This is a genomic window from Streptomyces prunicolor (assembly GCF_045162825.1).
Lineage (GTDB): Bacteria > Actinomycetota > Actinomycetes > Streptomycetales > Streptomycetaceae > Streptomyces > Streptomyces prunicolor.
Map to the genome: position 1 here is coordinate 5958975 of NZ_CP108676.1, position 17191 is coordinate 5976165.

17 protein-coding genes and 1 tRNA gene are annotated in these 17191 nt (G+C 66.8%); 6 read left to right on the forward strand and 12 right to left on the reverse strand.

Annotated elements, in window-relative coordinates:
* The first annotated feature begins 106 nt into the window (after nucleotides 1–106).
* Nucleotides 107–880: a DUF4232 domain-containing protein gene (locus OG588_RS27515; RefSeq protein ID WP_405949633.1), complete on the forward strand. Its 774-nt coding sequence runs from the start codon at nucleotides 107–109 to the stop codon at nucleotides 878–880.
* A 239-nt stretch (nucleotides 881–1119) separates the two neighbouring features.
* On the opposite strand, the gene OG588_RS27520 is transcribed toward OG588_RS27515, so the two are convergent.
* From OG588_RS27520 to OG588_RS27540, 5 genes are all read right to left on the reverse strand, one after another.
* A complete protein-coding gene (locus tag OG588_RS27520; RefSeq protein WP_405949634.1) occupies nucleotides 1120–1869 on the reverse strand; it encodes a hypothetical protein in 750 nt (249 codons plus the stop codon).
* A gap of 287 nt (nucleotides 1870–2156) precedes the next feature.
* Entirely contained in the window at nucleotides 2157–2777 is a 621-nt protein-coding gene (locus tag OG588_RS27525; RefSeq protein ID WP_405949635.1) for a hypothetical protein, read from the reverse strand.
* Nucleotides 2774–4564, reverse strand: a complete 1791-nt coding sequence (locus tag OG588_RS27530; RefSeq protein WP_405949636.1) for an alpha/beta hydrolase — start codon at nucleotides 4562–4564, stop codon at nucleotides 2774–2776. The genes OG588_RS27525 and OG588_RS27530 overlap by 4 nt, the downstream gene beginning before the upstream one ends.
* A gap of 2 nt (nucleotides 4565–4566) precedes the next feature.
* Nucleotides 4567–5013, reverse strand: coding sequence for an amino acid ABC transporter permease (locus OG588_RS27535; protein ID WP_405949637.1), 447 nt, complete (start codon nucleotides 5011–5013; stop codon nucleotides 4567–4569).
* 146 nt (nucleotides 5014–5159) lie between these two features.
* Nucleotides 5160–5357 carry a hypothetical protein gene (locus OG588_RS27540; protein ID WP_405949638.1) on the reverse strand — a complete coding sequence of 66 codons (198 nt, stop codon included), beginning with the start codon at nucleotides 5355–5357 and terminating at the stop codon, nucleotides 5160–5162.
* 675 nt (nucleotides 5358–6032) lie between these two features.
* Between OG588_RS27540 and OG588_RS27545 the strand changes: the two genes are divergently transcribed.
* Complete coding sequence (locus tag OG588_RS27545; RefSeq protein WP_405949639.1) at nucleotides 6033–6194, forward strand: hypothetical protein; 162 nt, start codon at nucleotides 6033–6035, stop codon at nucleotides 6192–6194.
* 523 nt (nucleotides 6195–6717) lie between these two features.
* Here OG588_RS27545 and OG588_RS27550 read toward each other — a convergent pair.
* From OG588_RS27550 to OG588_RS27565, 4 genes are all read right to left on the reverse strand, one after another.
* The gene (locus tag OG588_RS27550; RefSeq protein WP_405949640.1) at nucleotides 6718–7371 is read right to left on the reverse strand and encodes a hypothetical protein; all 654 of its coding nucleotides are present in this window, start codon (nucleotides 7369–7371) and stop codon (nucleotides 6718–6720) included.
* An 849-nt stretch (nucleotides 7372–8220) separates the two neighbouring features.
* Nucleotides 8221–8294: transfer RNA gene (locus OG588_RS27555), tRNA-Pro, on the reverse strand.
* Between the two features lie 54 nt (nucleotides 8295–8348).
* Nucleotides 8349–9128 (reverse strand): Pr6Pr family membrane protein, encoded by a 780-nt coding sequence (locus OG588_RS27560; protein WP_405949641.1) that lies wholly within the window; start codon nucleotides 9126–9128, stop codon nucleotides 8349–8351.
* 160 nt (nucleotides 9129–9288) lie between these two features.
* The gene (locus OG588_RS27565) at nucleotides 9289–10215 is read right to left on the reverse strand and encodes a metallophosphoesterase (protein WP_393032401.1); all 927 of its coding nucleotides are present in this window, start codon (nucleotides 10213–10215) and stop codon (nucleotides 9289–9291) included.
* Nucleotides 10216–10318: 103 nt separating this feature from the next.
* Here OG588_RS27565 and OG588_RS27570 point away from each other — a divergent pair, with 103 nt between their 5' ends.
* Nucleotides 10319–10786 carry a GatB/YqeY domain-containing protein gene (locus OG588_RS27570; RefSeq protein WP_019063743.1) on the forward strand — a complete coding sequence of 156 codons (468 nt, stop codon included), beginning with the start codon at nucleotides 10319–10321 and terminating at the stop codon, nucleotides 10784–10786.
* 113 nt (nucleotides 10787–10899) lie between these two features.
* On the opposite strand, the gene OG588_RS27575 is transcribed toward OG588_RS27570, so the two are convergent.
* Nucleotides 10900–13176, reverse strand: a complete 2277-nt coding sequence (locus tag OG588_RS27575) for a transglycosylase domain-containing protein (RefSeq protein WP_405949642.1) — start codon at nucleotides 13174–13176, stop codon at nucleotides 10900–10902.
* Between the two features lie 406 nt (nucleotides 13177–13582).
* Between OG588_RS27575 and wblA the strand changes: the two genes are divergently transcribed.
* Nucleotides 13583–13921 (forward strand): transcriptional regulator WblA, encoded by a 339-nt coding sequence (gene wblA / locus OG588_RS27580; RefSeq protein ID WP_019063745.1) that lies wholly within the window; start codon nucleotides 13583–13585, stop codon nucleotides 13919–13921.
* Nucleotides 13922–13986: 65 nt separating this feature from the next.
* On the opposite strand, the gene OG588_RS27585 is transcribed toward wblA, so the two are convergent.
* Both OG588_RS27585 and OG588_RS27590 read right to left on the reverse strand, forming a co-directional pair.
* Nucleotides 13987–15486 carry an ArsA family ATPase gene (locus tag OG588_RS27585; protein ID WP_405949643.1) on the reverse strand — a complete coding sequence of 500 codons (1500 nt, stop codon included), beginning with the start codon at nucleotides 15484–15486 and terminating at the stop codon, nucleotides 13987–13989.
* Nucleotides 15483–16460: an ArsA family ATPase gene (locus tag OG588_RS27590; RefSeq protein ID WP_405949644.1), complete on the reverse strand. Its 978-nt coding sequence runs from the start codon at nucleotides 16458–16460 to the stop codon at nucleotides 15483–15485. The genes OG588_RS27585 and OG588_RS27590 overlap by 4 nt, the downstream gene beginning before the upstream one ends.
* A gap of 107 nt (nucleotides 16461–16567) precedes the next feature.
* On the opposite strand from OG588_RS27590, the gene OG588_RS27595 reads away from it, so the two are divergent.
* Both OG588_RS27595 and OG588_RS27600 read left to right on the forward strand, forming a co-directional pair.
* Entirely contained in the window at nucleotides 16568–16726 is a 159-nt protein-coding gene (locus tag OG588_RS27595; protein WP_019063748.1) for a DUF4177 domain-containing protein, read from the forward strand.
* Nucleotides 16723–17190: a RidA family protein gene (locus OG588_RS27600; RefSeq protein ID WP_366098772.1), complete on the forward strand. Its 468-nt coding sequence runs from the start codon at nucleotides 16723–16725 to the stop codon at nucleotides 17188–17190. Before OG588_RS27595 ends, OG588_RS27600 begins: the two co-directional genes overlap by 4 nt.
* Nucleotide 17191 lies beyond the last annotated feature (1 nt).

Below are 17191 nucleotides of genomic sequence, written 5' to 3' on the forward strand. Positions count from 1 at the left end.
GTAGCGGGTGGGACGGAAGGCGGCACAAGCTGCGGTCATCAAAGCACGCCGCCCGCCGACCGGTTGGGCGGCGGCTACTTCCCTCCTTCCGAAAGGCACAACAGCCATGTCCGCGTTCACCGCCCGTCCCCGCACCCGCCTCCTCGCCGCCGCCACCGTCGCACTGGCCGCGCTCTCGCTCACCGCCTGCAACGACAAGCTGGGAGTACAGGACGAGGGCGCGGGCAACCCGACCTCTTCCACGGTGGCGACGCCCGCACCGTCCGGGACGAAGACGGGCGGGACGGCGCAGACCGGAGGGACGACGGGATCCACCGGTTCCACCGGGTCCACGTCGGGTGGCAACACGGGTTCGAGCGGCGGCACGGGTTCGGGCGGCAGCAAGACGAGCGGGGGCTCGGGCTCCGGGTCGGGTTCCGCCTCGGGCTCGGGCTCGGGGACCTCCACGAGCGGCAGGATCCCGTGCAGCGGCGCCAACACCAAGGTGACGGCACAGACGGTCTCACGCCCCATCAACCACATGCTGCTCACCGTCACCAACACGGGTTCCAAGACCTGCGACCTCTACTACTACCCGGCCGTCAACTTCGACGACGCCCAGTCCGTACCGCCGGTCATGAAGGACTCCCAGCCCCAGGCGGTGACCACCCTCACCCCGGGCCAGTCGGGCTACGCCGGCGTCGCCCTCTCCAACGGAGACAACGGCACCGGCACCAACGGCCGCACCGCCAAGTCCCTCTCCGTCTACTTCTTCGACCGCGACAACAACAGCATCAGCCCGGCGGCGACACCGGCCCTGCCGGCGAAGGGCGTGTACGTGGACGACTCGCTGAAGGTGACGTACTGGGTGTCGGATGCGCAGGATGCGTTGACTTACTGAGTCTTACTGAGCGCTGGTCACGTTTCGCAGAGCGGTGGGGGCCACCGCTCTGCCGATGAACGTCGCGGTACGGGCGGGACGACGCTCACGGCAGGCGGATCCGAGAGCGTCGGCGACCGGTTCGGTCCGCAGGAGGTCGGCGCTGGACCAGCCGACCACGCAGCTCCTCCTCCACCGCCCCTGTACCGCAGTTCGCCGTCACCTTCGGCCTCACGTGATTCCCTCAACCAGAGACGAACTCAAACCGGCGTGCTTCCGCCAGGAACAACGGGTCTTGTCACGGCGACCCGCACAGCGCCGGTGTTCGATGGGGCGACCTGTGCCACGCTCTCGTCCTCGGCGTTGCGGGCGACGATCGCGGGAACATCCGTGCCTGTCGGGATATGACGCACGGTCCATCCAGCGCTCTCGAAGTAGGCCTGGGTACGTGCCATCGCCCGGACGGTCTCCTCTTCCGTAAGAGGCGAGGTCGACCAGGCATGGTGGACCCAGCGGCCTTCAGAGTCCTGGTGGGCGCTGGGTCCCTCTCCCGCTTGTGCTGGGGAGTACGGGGCCTGGAGAGCTTCGTAGATCCGGCTGGAGTGGTCGAGGGCCCGATGCTCGGCGAGCTCGTCGACCTGCGTGTGCCGGAGGGCTGTGGAGGTGGCTGTGGACTGGTCGCCGGCGCTGCGCGGGAAGCAGGGCGATGTCACACCGAGGGAGGCCAGCCCTTCACCCGCAGACCGGTTCACCACGCCGGTGATGGCGTCCATCCAGAAGTCATCGGGTTCGGTACGCATGTTCACGTGAGGGAAAGGCTTGGACCAATCTGCGTCCGATGACTGGAACTTGTAGCCCAGCTTCACCCAGGCGTCCCTGGCTTGCCGCACCAGCGATTTGGCTTTGCCGCCCGGCACTCCAGTCAGCTTGTACGCGATGCTGACCTGCAACCGATCATCCGAGCCACTATCGTCCCGGGCAGTACAGGCTCCCACCGGCGCGGCGCCCACCTGCTCGAGTTTGGCTTCGGTGACATGCCGTCCACTGCCTGGTGAATGATTTTCTCTGCGCGCTCGGTTGCCTGCTCCTCGTTCACCGTGAATTGCTTCGGCGTTGAGGCGCGGCCTCTCCCGCCACCCTGTTCTGTCCCACACGCCGAAAGCGCAACCAACGCCGCCAGGAGTCCACCAATCAACATCGGTTTGCGTGGCTTCAAGAGGTTCTTCCGGTTGAGAATGAGCGACCTAAGGCCATCTGTACCGGCAACTTCCCGCCAGGGATTCTGTCATGAGCTCAGCTATGCCTTCGGCGTTTCTGTTGAGGAAGCGATTGGAGCGTTGGACGACCAGAAGGCGTCATTCGCGTTGGGCCGCGGGATCGCTTTGCCGTAGTAGCTTGGACCATTCGCTTTTGTTGATGGTGCGGTAACGTCCGATTTCTTGACGCAAGCAGTTTGGACGTCGAGGAAGAACTGCCCCTCTCCGCCGACGATCAAGCTCATCTGCAGCAGGTCATCGCCGGATTTAGCGTACACCTCAGGGAATTCCTTGTCCGAGTTGACGTCTGTAATTTTATGCCCATTCTTCTTCCAATAACGCTCAATTATTCCGATAAGAGCACCCCTTCTCGCCTCCGAAACCTTCGTCATCACGACTGCACGGCGCGTGACATCTCCATAGCCACTGGATCCGCCATCGCAACTGCCGTCATCCGAAGTGTCGTGGGTCCACTGAATGGGGGGCTTCACCGTCGAGAGGGTCTGATAGATCAATTTGTCGGCCTCGTCCGCCGCTCCCTGCATATCCACTTTCGAGCTCCCCTTCACGTTTCCCGAATCTCCATTGCTCGCGCCGCAGCTCGCAACGGATAGGATTGTGAGTGCAACGCTGATCGCTCGGACCGAAAGCTGCTTCTTCATCGAGGTACTTCCGCCTTGATGTGATCTGATCTTCCAGCGACAATCTTGGCTATATTGTTGGCCGCCGAAGGGTTTCTGTCAGGATCAAAATATCCAGAGTGGGCCGGGGTTGGCCCATCGCCCGAGAGCCAAAGCGGCAGTGGCCCGTCTCCCGACTCTATGCGTGTGGCGCCGAATTCCTTACTGGTGGGATCTCTGCCGAACCAACGCTCATCGTCCAAAGAGTTGACGATGGCGGGGGCGGGACCAAGAAGGCTGCTTTTGGCTGGAAGCAAAGAAACTGGATCGTTATCGGCCGACGCAGCAAAAACATGGCCCTTACCGACGTTGAGTTCGCTGGCGGTCTGCGCACCCGTTCCAGGGCTTCCCAGAAGGATGATGTCGTTGACGCCAGGGATTCCACCGTGCTCCCGGGCTGCCGTTCCCACCAGGAGAGAGCCATACGAATGTCCGATGGCCGTGATATGTGGATTCTTGTTCTCGTTGGTTGCTTCTATACCCTCCATGAAGCTGCGATAGGCGGGAGCACCTTTATCCGCGTCGGTAGTGGATGCCACCTCGGTGAAACCAGGAGCGTCGTATCCCAGCCAGACGACAGAAGCAGTTGAGTGATCGTACTTGTAAGCGCCCTTCTGCGTTTGAAGTGCCCGGCGGACCGTGTCATCCGCGAAGTCGCCATTAAGCGTGGTGCCAAGCCCGGGAACATAGGCGGAGACATTTCTTGAGGTATCAGGATTTCCGTAACTTACGATGGCCCGGCCGTTCCCCTCATCTCCCACGCCCAGCAGGAACATTGGCGGGCTGCTGCCTTCGTCGAGTTTTTCCTGAATCCCTTTCAATCCTTCGAGCTGGGTTTTTGACAGGTCGTCATGTTGGCCCTCGAGCTTCGCGATGAGGACTTTCAGGTTCTCCCGATTTGCCTCATCACGGACTTCCGTCGGAACACCGTCAAGATTTCCGATCAGGCCGGGGAACGCGGAAAGATACTCTTCACGCTCGTCCGAGGTGAGATGATCCCACCATGCCTTACGCTCTGCAGGAGACTTGTCGAGCGGAATTTTATCCTTGAGGTAAGGTGTCGCGGATGCGTCAACAGCATCGATATCGGACGCCACGTCCGCCCACGTTTTGGTGTCCACACCCAATCCGGGCGGGGCCTTCAGTTTCTCCAGCGCTCCGCAATAGCGAACATCGATCTCCTGAGCGCGGAGGACGGCATAAGTGAGGCGATCGGCCACGTCCTTGGCCTTCGCGTAATGCGGATTCGGGCTCTTGAGCTGAGCCTCGCTGTCGCTCATCCCCTGCTGGTACAACCCCTCCTTACCGGAAGACGGACTCGGGTTACTCGAATCGAACCGCCCGTTCCCGCCGTAGGCTGTTCCGCCGGGGACTTCCTCACCAGTCAGCCCACTCTCTCCACCGGCGGGATACCCGATGCTGCCGTTTTCGTTGACGGTGTAACCGAGCGACGCGGCATCGTCCAGGGCCTCGATCAGATGCCTGCGCTGCGTGGCCAATTCCGTTGCCAACCCATCGACGCTACCGCGAATGAGCCCGGACTCGGCCTGGATGTAGTAGTAGTTGTTGCTCAGCCGCTTGAGCCGTTTCACCGCAGCCTTCGCCGACTCGCTCTCCTGGGTCTTGGCGAGTGGGCCGCTCATACGGCTGTCGACCTGCTCATGTGCGGAGTCGGCATGTCGGGACGCAGCGCCCCAGCCATCGGCTGCGTCAGAGAGTTCGGACAGTTTCAGATCCCTGAGTTGCTGCCAGGTCAGTGTCGACGCCACGGTTACTCGCCCTTCCCCGTGCCGGTCACCTTCACGGAGTCGGCCTGGGCGGCCACTTCGACGTCCACTTCACCCATGTCCTGGGCCACCTGACGCAACTTGGGGCCCAGCGCGTCGCACTCATCCCGAACCGCGCCCAGGCGCTTCTCCCACGAAGCGAGTACGGACCTCAAGGCGCCCAGGCTCGTGAGTCCCGCTGCCCCGCTCCCCACACCGTCATGGGCGGAACTCAAATCCGTCTTCGCGTTGCCAGTACTGGTCCGTAGATCGTCGGCAGCACCCGCGGCCCGCATCCACGGCCCGTGCGAGTGCTTGAGGGTTCCTGCGCCGCCTGCGGTGTTGCCGCCGGTGGAGCCGCCAGGGTCGGCAGGAAGCTGATTGAGCTGCATGTGCGTTGGGTGCCGCTCAGCCGCTGCCGATTTGAGCTGCTCCCACTCCTCCCACGCCATGCGTGGCCCCTCCCCGTGTCTAGCCCTTTGCCGCCGGGCGCTTGTGACAGTGAGACCGCAACTCTGCGGTGATCGAGAAGCACAGTAGCGTTACCGCATCTTGGGCCTCATCCGTATCGGCCACCAGTGCGGTTGAGTACGTGTACTCACACGGCACCAGGTCCGGGCCGTCGTCTGTGGGCGACAGGAGTGACCGCGATCGCGGCTCCCAGCAGCACCGCGCTGCTGATGCCCAGCACGCCCCAACGACCCGGTGGAGGTACGACTACCTGGTCCCCTTCGAGCCGCCGGTGATCGACTTCGGCCTGCCGCACGGCACCCATGACGATCCACCGCACCGCCACGACCCGAGCGTGCCCGAGTACGGGCTGTGGACGAGCCGGGTGTACGACGCCTGGCTCGGCGGCCCCGAGTGCCGGCACAGCGTCCGGACGCTGGAAGACATCGTGGTGCTCAGCCCCCGCGTACGCGGGGCGGTGGAGACGTTCGGCCTGACCCGCCGACGAGCATCGTCATTCAGTCCGACGGCACCAACGAGGACGTGGACACCCTGCGGTCCGTCTAGGAGGGCGCCTCCTGGCTCCGGCTCGACGTCGTCAACCAGTCCTCCGCCGAGGCCCTTCGGTATCCGAAGCTCATACGCAGGCAGAACGGCAGGGCCGCGCTCGACGAGCAGCACCAGAGGTGTCCGCTGGAGCACCTCATCCGGCATGTCCAGGGCTCCCTGCGACAGTACGGATGGGCCGAGCCCTGCACGTCGAGCACCCCGCCGCCGTAGCCATGCCGTATGCCACGACGGGACCGCGCGTAGGAGCGCGTGGGTGAAGCGATTGACGAAGAACGGGAGATGCCGATGAGCGTGATGATCCGGCCCGCCGAGAAGCGGGATATCACGGTGTCGCCGAGCTGATCGAGGAGTTCGAACGGTTCTACGAGACGACCGGGATCCAGCTGTTCGAGGTGCGCCGGACTTAGGTCGAGGAGGCCCTCTTCGGCTCCCAGCCGTTGGCGCCCGTCTCATGGACGAACTCCGCGCCGTAGCCACCGCACGTCCCGGGCGTAGCCGCATCGAGTGGATGACCGACCGCGACAATCCGAACGCCCGCGCGTTCTACAAGTCACTCGGGTTCGCAGAGTCCGTCGGGCAGATCGTCTACCGGGCCGACACCGGAGCGGTGTGAGTCTTCGAAGCGGGGCATGAAGCCCTGCCGGGGAAACGGAAAGAGTGGGGCTATGAAGGAAGAGCGCTGCGAACGGTGTGAGTGCATCATCGGGCTGGGCTGTGGTTGCCCAGCTGACGGGGCTGTGCCGAAGGCGCGTTCTGCCTCGCAGCCGCGGCAGGAATGGCGACGCTTCCCCGCGGACACGATCCTGATCTCGTCCGCGCAGTACGCGCACCTGCCCGGAGCATGCACTCACCTCGTCGAAGAGTTGGTGACGGCACCGCGCTGGGGCTGGATCCCGGACCCGGCGCCCGGGCTCTGGGACCGCCTCGGCAGCAGCTGTCCCGCGGTCGCGACCGCGGGCAACACCGCGCGGAGGGCTACGCGGCGGTGCGAGGAGTGCCAGTCGGCAACAGGGCTGTAGACGCCGCCCAGTTGAGTTCCGTGACAGCCACGCCGTCGCCGGGCCGTGGGCCGGCACAGCCATCGTGGGCCTGGTCGCCGGCGAAACCCAGGGCTGCACCCGCACCGGCTCCGCTCCTCATCCGCGCAGTTGGGCCGGTGCCCCCTGGGCAGGCAGCTCCGGCTCGTCCAGATCGTTCACCGGCGTGCCCGACGGGTAGCGGGCGCAGTCGGCGTACGCACTTACCTGGAGGCGATCACGCGGGTACGTCTGAAGGGAGACGGTGTCGTCCGTGTCCGGGAGCGTCAGCGCAAGACTGAGCCAGGCGCGGGAGTTCTCGTAGGCGGTGACTTTCCAGCCCTGTCGCGTCAGCTCTTTCCGCACACGCCGCAACGCGGACACGGCCTGGTCACGGGAGACGCCCTTCAGCGCCCATTCATTGCCCACGCCAACGACATGCGGCAGGCTCGGCGGGGAGTCGCTCAGCTGCTCGGACCAGTGCTTCAGCCCCCGGTAGTAGCAGCCGTCGACCTCCGAGCCGCCTCCGGGCCAGTCGGGATCCAGTTGAGCGTGTGGCAGGCCAAGCGCGTCGTAGACAGTCTGAGTGTGGCCGTCCAGCCGCTGCGCCGTGGCGGCCGGATTCGCGACGGGATACGGGTCGCCCTCCCAGAGCCGCTCGGACCACCGGGCAACCCCCACCATGCCTACCACCGCTCCAGCCAGTGCCAGCACCGCGGCCGACCCGACCAGGAGGCTCCGGCGCCGCCCGAGGCGATTGTGTCGCTGTGTCATGCACAGCATCGTCCGGCGGGCCTCGCGAGGCCCGCATGAGTACCCGTACTCAACCGTCACCTGCACCGACACCAGGGCGAGCACTGGTCTTGTCACGGGGTGACTCATACAGGTCACCGAACTGGTCGCGGCAACGCGAGCCCCTTAGACGGCCACGCTCAGGAGAACGTCCGTCAGTCGCTCCGCCGCGTACGGGCGGTCCACGGACCGTGCCCGCTCCGCCATCTGCAGGCCGAGGAAGGAGTCCCCCTTCGCCGCCCGCTGTGTTACAGGCTGTTGTCCTCGGGGGCGCGCTGTCGAGCTGCCTCGAATGCCCTGCGGTAGCGGGCCCGTTCCTCGTCGCTGGGGTTCGGGATCCGGAGGAACCGTCCAGCCTGCTGCACTTCCGCGATCAAAGCGGCACCGATTTGCGTCGGCGTCGGCCGCGGGGGCGTCGCTGCGCGTCGCGGCGCCCGCTTCGTCTCGGACGATGGCGTGGCTTGCTCCTGCGTTGGAGGGGCCGGTCGTACCTCTGGCTCAGAAACTCTCGGACGCTGCCCCCGCGGAGCCGGTTCAGGCCGGTTCGGGTGAGGAGCGCGAGCTGCCGGTCGTTCAACGGAGACCATCGGTGCATGGCGATCGTCGTACCGTCTGCGGGCTGTTGCTTGACACCTTGGCACAAGCCGTACATGGGCTCGTCCCGAGCGCGCACAGCGCACAGCGAGCTCAAGGCGCGGCGAACGTTGCTTGCTGGAAGCGACCGGGAGTCGGATCCCGAAGATCACCCCAGTCGGCTCCCAAATGGGCCCGCAACGCAAATCAGACCCGGTGCTGATCTCTCAGCACCGGGCCTGACCTGGTGTCTTGCTGTCGGGGTGGCGGGATTTGAACCCACGACCTCTTCGTCCCGAACGAAGCGCGCTGCCAAGCTGCGCTACACCCCGATGTCGTCACTTGTCTTGCCCGAGCTGCTGCTCACCGTGGCGACGTCGTTTACTTTAGCCCACCGGTGGCTGGAGACGAAATCCGGTTTTGGCGCGGTGGCGGATCGGGTTGGGGCGGGCGTGGTCGATGGCCACGAGGAGGACGGAGAGGGCGTAGAAGGCGAGACCGAGGAGGAGGGCGTTGCCCAGGACGCTCTTGTAGCCGTGCTGTTCGACGTCCAGGAAGGTGTAGAGGTAGCGGCCCGGTGTGCCGGGGAGGATCAGCTCGCCCCGGGCCAGATAGACCGCCAGGTAGGTCATCGGGTACAGCAGCCACGTCGCCGCCATCCGCAGATGCAGCCGGCCGGGCGCGGTCAGGAACAGCCAGTCGAACACCGCCGCGATCGGTATCACCGTGTGCAGGACGTGGTTCGTCACCGCCTGCCAGCCGCTGACGGGGCCGCCCGTCATCGCGAACGGCGTCGACGCGTGCGCCAGGATCAGGTGGTACATCAGGCCGGTGATCGTGACGTAGAGCAGTGCCGCGCCGGTGACCAGGGGGGAGAGGGGGCGGCGGGCGGTCCAGGCTCGGCGGGCCGTGGCGATCATGACCAGGGCCAGCAGGATGTTGCTCTGGATCGTGAAGTAGGTCAGCACCCGGATCGGGCTGCCGAGGAACAGGTCGACGGTCACCGCCGCTGCCGCCACCAACGCGACCAGCAGTCGGTACACCGCCGTCAGCGGGCGACGGTACGGGGCCACCACCGCGGTGGCGGGAACGGGCGAGGCGAACAGTGCGGGCATGCCGGGTACCGCGGGGAGGTCCGGGATGTCCCTGGGTATCGGGGCGGTCATGCCCTCACGCTAGGCAGCGGGGACGAATCGGGCGATACGGGTGGGCTGGACGAGGTACCTCACCGCAGCCCCCGGTATCCCCCGGTTTCGCCGGTATTCCCCGGTATCCCCCGGTATCTACGTCCTGAGATACCTCCCGCTCCCGCTCCTACTCCCGCTCCTACTCCTGGCTCACCAACGTCAACAACGTCGCCTCCGGCGGACAGGCGAACCGCACCGGCGTATACCGATTCGTCCCGCACCCGGCCGACACGTGCAAGTACGACGTCCGGCCCTCCGCCGTATGCCGGGACAGCCCCTTCACCCGGTCCGTGTCCAGGTCGCAGTTCGTGACCAGGGCGCCGTAGAAGGGGATGCAGAGCTGGCCGCCGTGCGTGTGGCCGCCGAGGATCAGGGGGTAGCCGTCCGCGGCGAAGGCGTCCAGTGCTCGTAGGTACGGCGCGTGCACCACGGCCATCGAGAAGTCGGCGTCGTCGGACGGGCCGCCGGCCACGCGCGCGTAGCGGTCACGCTTGATGTGGGGGTCGTCCAGGCCGGTCAACTCCACCGACGCGCCCTCGAGTTTCAGCGTCCCCCGCGTGTTCGTCAGGTTCAGCCAGCCCGCCGCGTCGAAGCCGTCCCGCAGGTCCTCCCACGGGTTGTGGATGGCTCCTACGACGGGCGGGTTGCCGTTCAGGCCGTGGCGGCCCGCGGTCTTCTCGAACAGGTACCGGGCGGGATTACGGGGTGTGGGGCCGTAGTAGTCGTTGGAGCCGAAGACGTACGCACCCGGGAACTCCATCAGCGGGCCGAGCGCGTCCAGGACCTCGGGGACGCCCTCCGGGTCGGAGAGGTTGTCGCCGGTGTTGATCACGAAGTCGGGGCGCAGGCCCGCGAGCGAGCGCAGCCAGCGCTGCTTCTTGCGCTGGCCGCCGACCATGTGGATGTCGGAGACCTGGAGGACTCTGAGCGGGCGCATCCCGGCCGGCAGCACCGGGACCGTCACCCGGCGCAGCCGGAAGGAGCGGGCCTCGAAGCCCGCCGCGTAGACCAGACCGGCGGCGCCGGCCGCCGCAATTCCCAGAGGTACTCCATATCGCGCGCGCATTCCTCCATCGTGTCAGACCCCACTGACACGCCTGACACCCCGTCGGCCGGGGCCCGGTAAATCGGCGGGCGCAGCCGGCTGCGCACCTGCGAGAATCAGACCCATGACCGCCACGCTCAAGTCGAAGCTGCAGGAAGACCTCAACACCGCGATCAAGGCGCACGACAAGCTGCGTTCCTCCACGATCCGGCTGACGCTCGCCGCGATCACCAAGGAGGAGGTCGCCGGCAAGGAGAAGCGCGAACTCTCCGACGACGAGGTCCTCAAGGTGATCACCAAGGAGGCGAAGAAGCGCCGCGAGGCCGCGGACGCCTTCGCGCAGGGCGGGCGCCCCGAGTCGGCCGCGCAGGAGAAGGCGGAGGGCGAGATCCTCGCCGAGTACCTGCCCAAGCAGCTCGGCGACGAGGAGCTGACCGCGATCGTCTCGCAGGCCGTCGAGGAGGCGAAGGCGGCCGGTGCCGAGGGCCCGCGCGCGATGGGCGCCGTCATGAAGATCGTGAACCCGAAGGTGGCCGGCCTGGCCGAGGGCGGCCGCGTCGCCGCCGTGGTGAAGAAGCTCCTCGCCGGCTGACCCACCGGCCGCGGACAAGAAGTGCCTCTACGACGACGGGGGCGCCCCTTTTCACAAGGGGCGCCCCCGTCGTCGTAGACGAAAAGCCTGAACAGCGGGTGACCGACGGGGAGTTATCCCCGGTTGCCGCCGTTCCCGTTGCCGTTGTTGCCGCCGTTGTCGTTGCCCTGGATGAAGCCGTCCGGGAGGGAGAACGTCGGGGTCGGGGTGGTGCCGCCGTCGGTTGTGCCGGTGGTGCCGCCGTCGGTGGTCACGCCGCCGTTGTCGTCGCCCCCGTTGTCGTTGTTCTTGCCGCCGTCGTTGCCCTTGTCCTTCTTGACGGGGTCCGGGATGTTGACGAGCTGGAAGTTCTGGACCTGCTTGCCCTCCAGGGCGCCGGTCATGGCGTCCTTCCAGATCGGGCCGGGGGTGTCGGCGCCGTAGACCTCGGCGTGGTAGACGCCGCCGATGCGGATGTCGGTCATCTCGATGTTCTGCTTGGCGCTGCCGACCCAGACCGCGCCGGCCAGGTTCGGGGTGTAGCCGACGAACCAGGCGTTCTTGCGGGAGTCCGTCGTACCCGTCTTACCGGCGCTCTGGCGGTCGGTGAGGCCGGCCTCCTGGCCGGTGCCGGAGTCGACCACGCCGCGCAGCACGGTGTTGATGGTGTCGGCGGTCTTCTTGCTCATCGCCCGCGAGCAGGTGGACTTGGGGACGGCGAGCGACTTCTGCTCGTTGCCCACCTTCTGGGTGATGGACTCGATGGCGATCGGGGTGCAGTACGTGCCCTCGTTGGCGAAGGCCGCGTACGCGGTGGCCATCGTCAGCGGCGAGAGGCCCTTCGAACCGAGCGCGATGGCCGGGACCTCGGGGATCTTGTCGCCGTTGCCCTGCACGACGCCGAGCTTGTTGGTCATGCTCACCACGGGGCACAGACCGATGTCGGAGATCATCTGCACGAAGTAGGTGTTGACCGACTTGGCCATCGCCTCCTTCAGCTCGTACGGACCCTTCTCCGACTCGCTCTCGTTCTCCACCGTCGCGCCGCCCGTGTTGACCCAGTTCTTGCCGCTGCAGGTCGACACGGGGCTCGGGTAGTCCATCGAGTACGGCGCCGGGTACTGCTGGGTGGCCGGCAGGCCCTGCTCCAGCGCGGCCGCCGCGACGAACGGCTTGAACGTCGAACCGGTCGGGAAGCCGAAGTTCGAGCCGCCCATGTCGGCGTTGACCGAGTAGTTGTACTCGGTCTCGTTCTTGCCGTAGCCGTACGGCTTCGACTGGCCCATGCCGAGGATCTTGCCGGTGCCGGGCTCGACGAGGGTGGCCGCCGCGGCGACCGAGTCCGACTTGTAGATGTGCTCCTTGAGCGAGGCCTGCACCGAGTCCTGCGCCTGCGGGTCCAGGGTCGTACGGATCGTCAGGCCGCCCTGGTTCCAGATCTTCGCGCGGGCCTCCTTGGTCTTGCCGAAGACCGGGTCGCTCAGGAAGACCTTCTCGACGTACTTGCAGAAGAAGCTGGCGCCCTTGACCGCGGTGATGCAGCCGTTCTTCGGCTGGCTGACCTTCAGGCCCAGGTCGCTCTGCTCGGCCTTGAGCGCGTCCGCCTTGGAGATGTCGCCGACCTCGGCCATGCGGGCCAGCACGGTGTTGCGGCGCTTCTTGGCCTCGGCCTCGTCGTTGATCGGGTCGTAGCGCGTGGGCGACTGGACGATGCCCGCGAGGAGTGCCGACTGCTGGAGGTTCAGGTCCTTGGCGTGCTTCGAGAAGTAGCGCTCGGACGCGGCCTCGACGCCGTAGGCCTGCTCTCCGAAGAAGGTGATGTTGAGGTAGTTCTCCAGGATCTTCTTCTTGCCGAGCTTCTCTTCGATCTGGATCGCGTACTTCAGCTCCTTGACCTTGCGGCCGAGCGTCTGCTGAGTGGCCTGCGCGACCTTCGTCGGGTCGTCACCGGCCTCCTCGATGAAGTAGTTCTTCACCAGCTGCTGCGTGAGGGTCGAGGCGCCCTGGGAGACCCCGCCGCTCTGCGCGTTCTTGTTGAGGGCGCGCAGGACGCCCTTCAGGTCGATCGCGCCGTGCTGGTAGAAGCGCGAGTCCTCGATCGCGACGATCGCCTTCTGCATGTACGGCGAGATGTCCTTGAGCTCCACCACCGTGCGGTCACGGGAGTAGACCGAGGCGATCTGGTTGCCCTTGCTGTCCAGGATCGTGGTGCGCTGGCTCAGCTGAGGGCTCTTCAGACTGTCCGGGATGTCGTCGAACCCCTGGACCGATCCCTTGGCCGCGAGACCCAGCGCGCCGGCCGCCGGCATCGCGATTCCGGCCATGACGGCACCGGCGAGAACACTGACACCGAGGAACTTGGTGGCCTGCTGCAGAGGGGACAGACCACCACCCGAGCGCTTTTTTGGCATAGGGGCAGCCTACGTTCTCATTCGCCGGACACGTGTATAGGCCTTGGCCTAAGCTGCTCTCAACTGTCACAGCAGAGCGGTCACGTATCAATACGTCCGGCGACCCCGAATCGTTCCGGTCGTTTCCCTTTTTTTGTCGGGGGCGTGTCCGAATCCGCCTCCTGTGTCACCTGGTGCCCCTTGTGGCGCATGTCAACTGTCCCGCTTTGCCGGGAAAGTCACGCATGTCGTCAGCTCACTCCCCCGGGTGATCTGCCGCTTACCCATAGTCCGTTCGGGCCATTCAAGATTGGGCCCGAAGGGGGTGTTGCGCTGTGCCCACCTTCCGTAACGTCCTCAACTGGCGGCGGTGAATATGCCGCTGCCGCCGTGGGGGAGCCTCGATTCGGGAGAGGACGGCGCCGGTATGGGCTGGGTTACCGACTGGAGTGCGCAGGCGGCCTGCCGCACTACCGATCCGGATGAACTGTTCGTTCAAGGAGCAGCGCAGAACAGGGCGAAGGCAGTGTGCACCGGATGTCCGGTACGCACGGAGTGCCTCGCCGATGCGCTCGACAACCGCGTCGAATTCGGCGTGTGGGGAGGAATGACGGAGCGGGAGCGCCGCGCACTGCTGCGCAGGCGGCCCACTGTCACTTCATGGCGCCGGCTACTGGAGACCGCGCGTATCGAGTACGAACGAGGGGTCGGCATCATCCCCCTCGACGACGACGAGATCTACGAGAACTACGCGGCGGTGGGCTGACACCCACCGGTCCCTTCGGGGCCGACCCCGGGCGATCCCCGGGGCACGCGCCCGGAGGTTCCGCGTCAGACCTTCGTCTCGGGCAGCTCCGGCCGACCGGCCGCGAGCCGGTTCCCGATGTCCCGCAGCCCCGCGAGGTCGTGTACATCGCCGGGCAGCGCGGCGACTTCGGCCACCGCCACCTCGGGGTGGCGCGCGGTGAAGCGGTCACGTGTGCGCTGCTCACGGGAGAGCAGCCGCATCCGCTCGGCGTGCAACCTGAGCAGTCCCGCGGTGAGTTGTTCGACGGATCGCTCGTCGTCGGACGGCTGACCGTCCGTGTCGCCCGTGGCGGCGGACCGCTCCTGGTCCGTGTCGGCGGGGGAGCCTTCGTCAGGAGCTGCGGCGCGAGCTGTTGTCTCGGAAGCGGAAGACTCGGAGGCGGGCGACTCGGAAGCTTGAGTCTCGGAAGCTGGAGATTCTGAACTGCCGTACGTGTCGGGAGAGTTACGAAGTCCAGCTTTCCCGCCCATCTGATCGACAATGCGGGACTCCTCAAGATTTTCCGCGGCGGCGAGTGCCCGCTCGGCCGACAGCCGGGCGGCTCCGCTGCCGTGCACCCGGTTGAGGACCAGACCGGCCAGCGGCATCTCCTCGGCCGCCAGCCGCTCCACGAAGTACGCGGCCTCGCGCAGCGCGTCCCGCTCCGGGGCCGCGACGACCAGGAACGCCGTCCCGGGCGCCTGGAGCAGCTTGTACGTCGCGTCCGCGCGCGTGCGGAAGCCGCCGAAGGTGGTGTCCATCGCGGCCACGAACGTCTGGACGTCCTTGAGGAGTTGACCGCCGAGCAGCTTGCCGATCGTGCCGGTCATCATCGACATGCCGACGTTCAGGAACTTCATCCCGGCCCGTCCGCCCAGCTTCGCCGGCGCGGTCAGCAGCCGGATCAACTTGCCGTCCAGGAACGAGCCGAGACGTTTCGGCGCGTCCAGGAAGTCGAGCGCCGAGCGGGACGGCGGGGTGTCCACGACGATCAGGTCCCAGTCGTGCTGGGCGCGCAACTGGCCCAGCTTCTCCATCGCCATGTACTCCTGCGTGCCCGCGAAGCCGGCCGACAGCGACTGGTAGAAGGGGTTGCTCAGGATCGCCGCCGCCCGCTCGCGGTCCGCGTGCGCCTCGACGATCTCGTCGAAGGTGCGCTTCATGTCGAGCATCATGGCGTGCAGTTCGCCGTCCCCGTCGACGCCCTTCACGCGCCTGGGAGTGTTGTCCAGCGAGTCGATGCCCATGGACTGGGCGAGCCTGCGGGCCGGGTCGATGGTCAGGACGACGACCCGGCGCCCCCGCTCGGCGGCCCGCAGCCCGAGCGCCGCCGCGGTGGTCGTCTTGCCGACCCCGCCCGAGCCGCAGCACACGACGATGCGGGTCTCCGGGTCGTCGATCAGCGGATCGACGTCGAGCACGCGCGCGTGGGAGATGTGGTGGGAGCGGGAGTCCCGGGCGGAGGAAGCGCGGGCGGTGTCCTGCGCGGAGGAAGCCTGGCGGGGGCGGGCGGTGTCCTGCGGGCGGGCCGGGTCCGGACTCATGACATCCCCTGCTTCCGCAGCTCGGTGGCGAGTTCGTACAGGCCCGCGAGGTCCATGCCCTCGGCGAGCAACGGCAGTTCGTGCAACGGCAGGCCCTGCTCGCCGAGTACGGCCCGCTGGTCGTGCTCCAGCGCGTACCGCTCGGCGTACTCCTCGGCCTGCGCGAGCAGCGGATCCACCAGCTTCTCGGCGTTGCCACCGCGTCGGGCCCCGCCCAGGCCCGCGGCGGACAGCGCCTGCGCCACGGCGGTGCGCGGCACGGCCCGTACGAGATCGAGGTCGGTCGCGTCCAGCACCTCGGGGCGGACCATGTTCACGATGATCCGGCCCACCGGCAGCCGCGCCGCCCGGAGTTCGGCGATGCCGTCCGCGGTCTCCTGGACGGGCATCTCCTCAAGCAGCGTCACCATGTGCACGGCCGTCTCCGGCGACTTCAGCACCCGCATCACCGCCTGCGCCTGATTGTGTATCGGGCCGATCTTCGCGAGCCCGGCGACCTCGTCGTTGACGTTCAGGAAGCGGGTGATGCGGCCGGTCGGCGGCGCGTCCATCACGACGTAGTCGTAGGCGAACCGCCCGCTCTTCTCCTTGCGGCGTACGGCCTCGCAGGCCTTGCCGGTCAGGAGGACGTCCCGGAGGCCGGGCGCGACCGTGGTGGCGAAGTCGATCGCGCCGAGTTTCTTCAGGGCGCGGCCCGCGCTGCCGAGTTTGTAGAACATCTGGAGGTAGTCCAGAAGGGCCAGTTCGGGGTCGATGGCCAGGGCGTACACCTCCCCGCCCCCGGGAGCGACGGCGATCTTCCGCTCCTCATAAGGCAGCGTCTCCGTCTCGAAGAGCTGCGCGATGCCCTGGCGACCCTCGACCTCGACGAGAAGCGTCCGCTTCCCCTCGGTGGCCAGGGCCAGCGCGAGGGCCGCGGCCACCGTGGTCTTGCCGGTACCGCCCTTGCCACTGACGACCTGGAGCCTGCTCACGTCTTCGAGCCTAACCAGTCCGCGCCCGAACCAAGCGGGAGGCTGTGGATAACGCGACGGACAACACGACCACAGGCGGCCGGTTCGCAGCGGCTAAAGTCGGCCGTATGACCAAGTGGGAATACTCGACTGTGCCGCTGCTCGTCCACGCCACGAAGCAGATTCTGGACACCTGGGGCGAGGACGGCTGGGAGCTCGTCCAGGTCGTGCCCGGGCCGAACAACCCCGAGCAACTGGTGGCCTACCTCAAGCGGGAGAAGGCATGAGCGCCGTCGACGCCCGGCTGGCCGAGCTCGGTCTGACGCTGCCGGCGGTCGTCCCGCCGCTCGCCGCGTACCAGCCCGCCGTGCAGAGCGGTGTCTACGTCTACACCTCGGGCCAGTTGCCCATGGTGGACGGCAAGCTTCCGGTCACCGGCAAGGTGGGTGGTGAGGTCACCGCCGAGGAGGCCAAGGAACTTGCCCGCACCTGCGCGCTGAACGCCCTCGCCGCCGTCAAGTCCGTCACCGGTGACCTGGACCGCATCGCGCGCGTGGTGAAGGTCGTCGGCTTCGTCGCCTCGGCCGCCGACTTCACCGGCCAGCCCGGTGTCATCAACGGCGCCAGCGAACTCCTCGGCGAGGTCCTCGGAGACAAGGGCGTGCACGCGCGGAGCGCGGTCGGCGTGGCGGTACTGCCGCTGGACTCACCGGTCGAGGTCGAGATCCAGGTGGAGCTGACGGAGGCGTAGT

Bases quoted from the DNA above. Each gene is read 5' to 3' on its own strand.
- OG588_RS27515 (WP_405949633.1), top strand. From the start codon at position 107: ATGTCCGCGTTCACCGCCCGTCCCCGCACCCGCCTCCTCGCCGCCGCC.
- OG588_RS27525 (WP_405949635.1), bottom strand. From the start codon at position 2,777: ATGAAGAAGCAGCTTTCGGTCCGAGCGATCAGCGTTGCACTCACAATC.
- OG588_RS27535 (WP_405949637.1), bottom strand. From the start codon at position 5,013: ATGGCGTGGGAGGAGTGGGAGCAGCTCAAATCGGCAGCGGCTGAGCGG.
- OG588_RS27545 (WP_405949639.1), top strand. From the start codon at position 6,033: ATGGACGAACTCCGCGCCGTAGCCACCGCACGTCCCGGGCGTAGCCGC.
- OG588_RS27550 (WP_405949640.1), bottom strand. From the start codon at position 7,371: ATGACACAGCGACACAATCGCCTCGGGCGGCGCCGGAGCCTCCTGGTC.
- OG588_RS27560 (WP_405949641.1), bottom strand. From the start codon at position 9,128: ATGACCGCCCCGATACCCAGGGACATCCCGGACCTCCCCGCGGTACCC.
- OG588_RS27565 (WP_393032401.1), bottom strand. From the start codon at position 10,215: ATGCGCGCGCGATATGGAGTACCTCTGGGAATTGCGGCGGCCGGCGCC.
- OG588_RS27570 (WP_019063743.1), top strand. From the start codon at position 10,319: ATGACCGCCACGCTCAAGTCGAAGCTGCAGGAAGACCTCAACACCGCG.
- OG588_RS27575 (WP_405949642.1), bottom strand. From the start codon at position 13,176: ATGCCAAAAAAGCGCTCGGGTGGTGGTCTGTCCCCTCTGCAGCAGGCC.
- wblA (WP_019063745.1), top strand. From the start codon at position 13,583: ATGGGCTGGGTTACCGACTGGAGTGCGCAGGCGGCCTGCCGCACTACC.
- OG588_RS27585 (WP_405949643.1), bottom strand. From the start codon at position 15,486: ATGAGTCCGGACCCGGCCCGCCCGCAGGACACCGCCCGCCCCCGCCAG.
- OG588_RS27595 (WP_019063748.1), top strand. From the start codon at position 16,568: ATGACCAAGTGGGAATACTCGACTGTGCCGCTGCTCGTCCACGCCACG.
- OG588_RS27600 (WP_366098772.1), top strand. From the start codon at position 16,723: ATGAGCGCCGTCGACGCCCGGCTGGCCGAGCTCGGTCTGACGCTGCCG.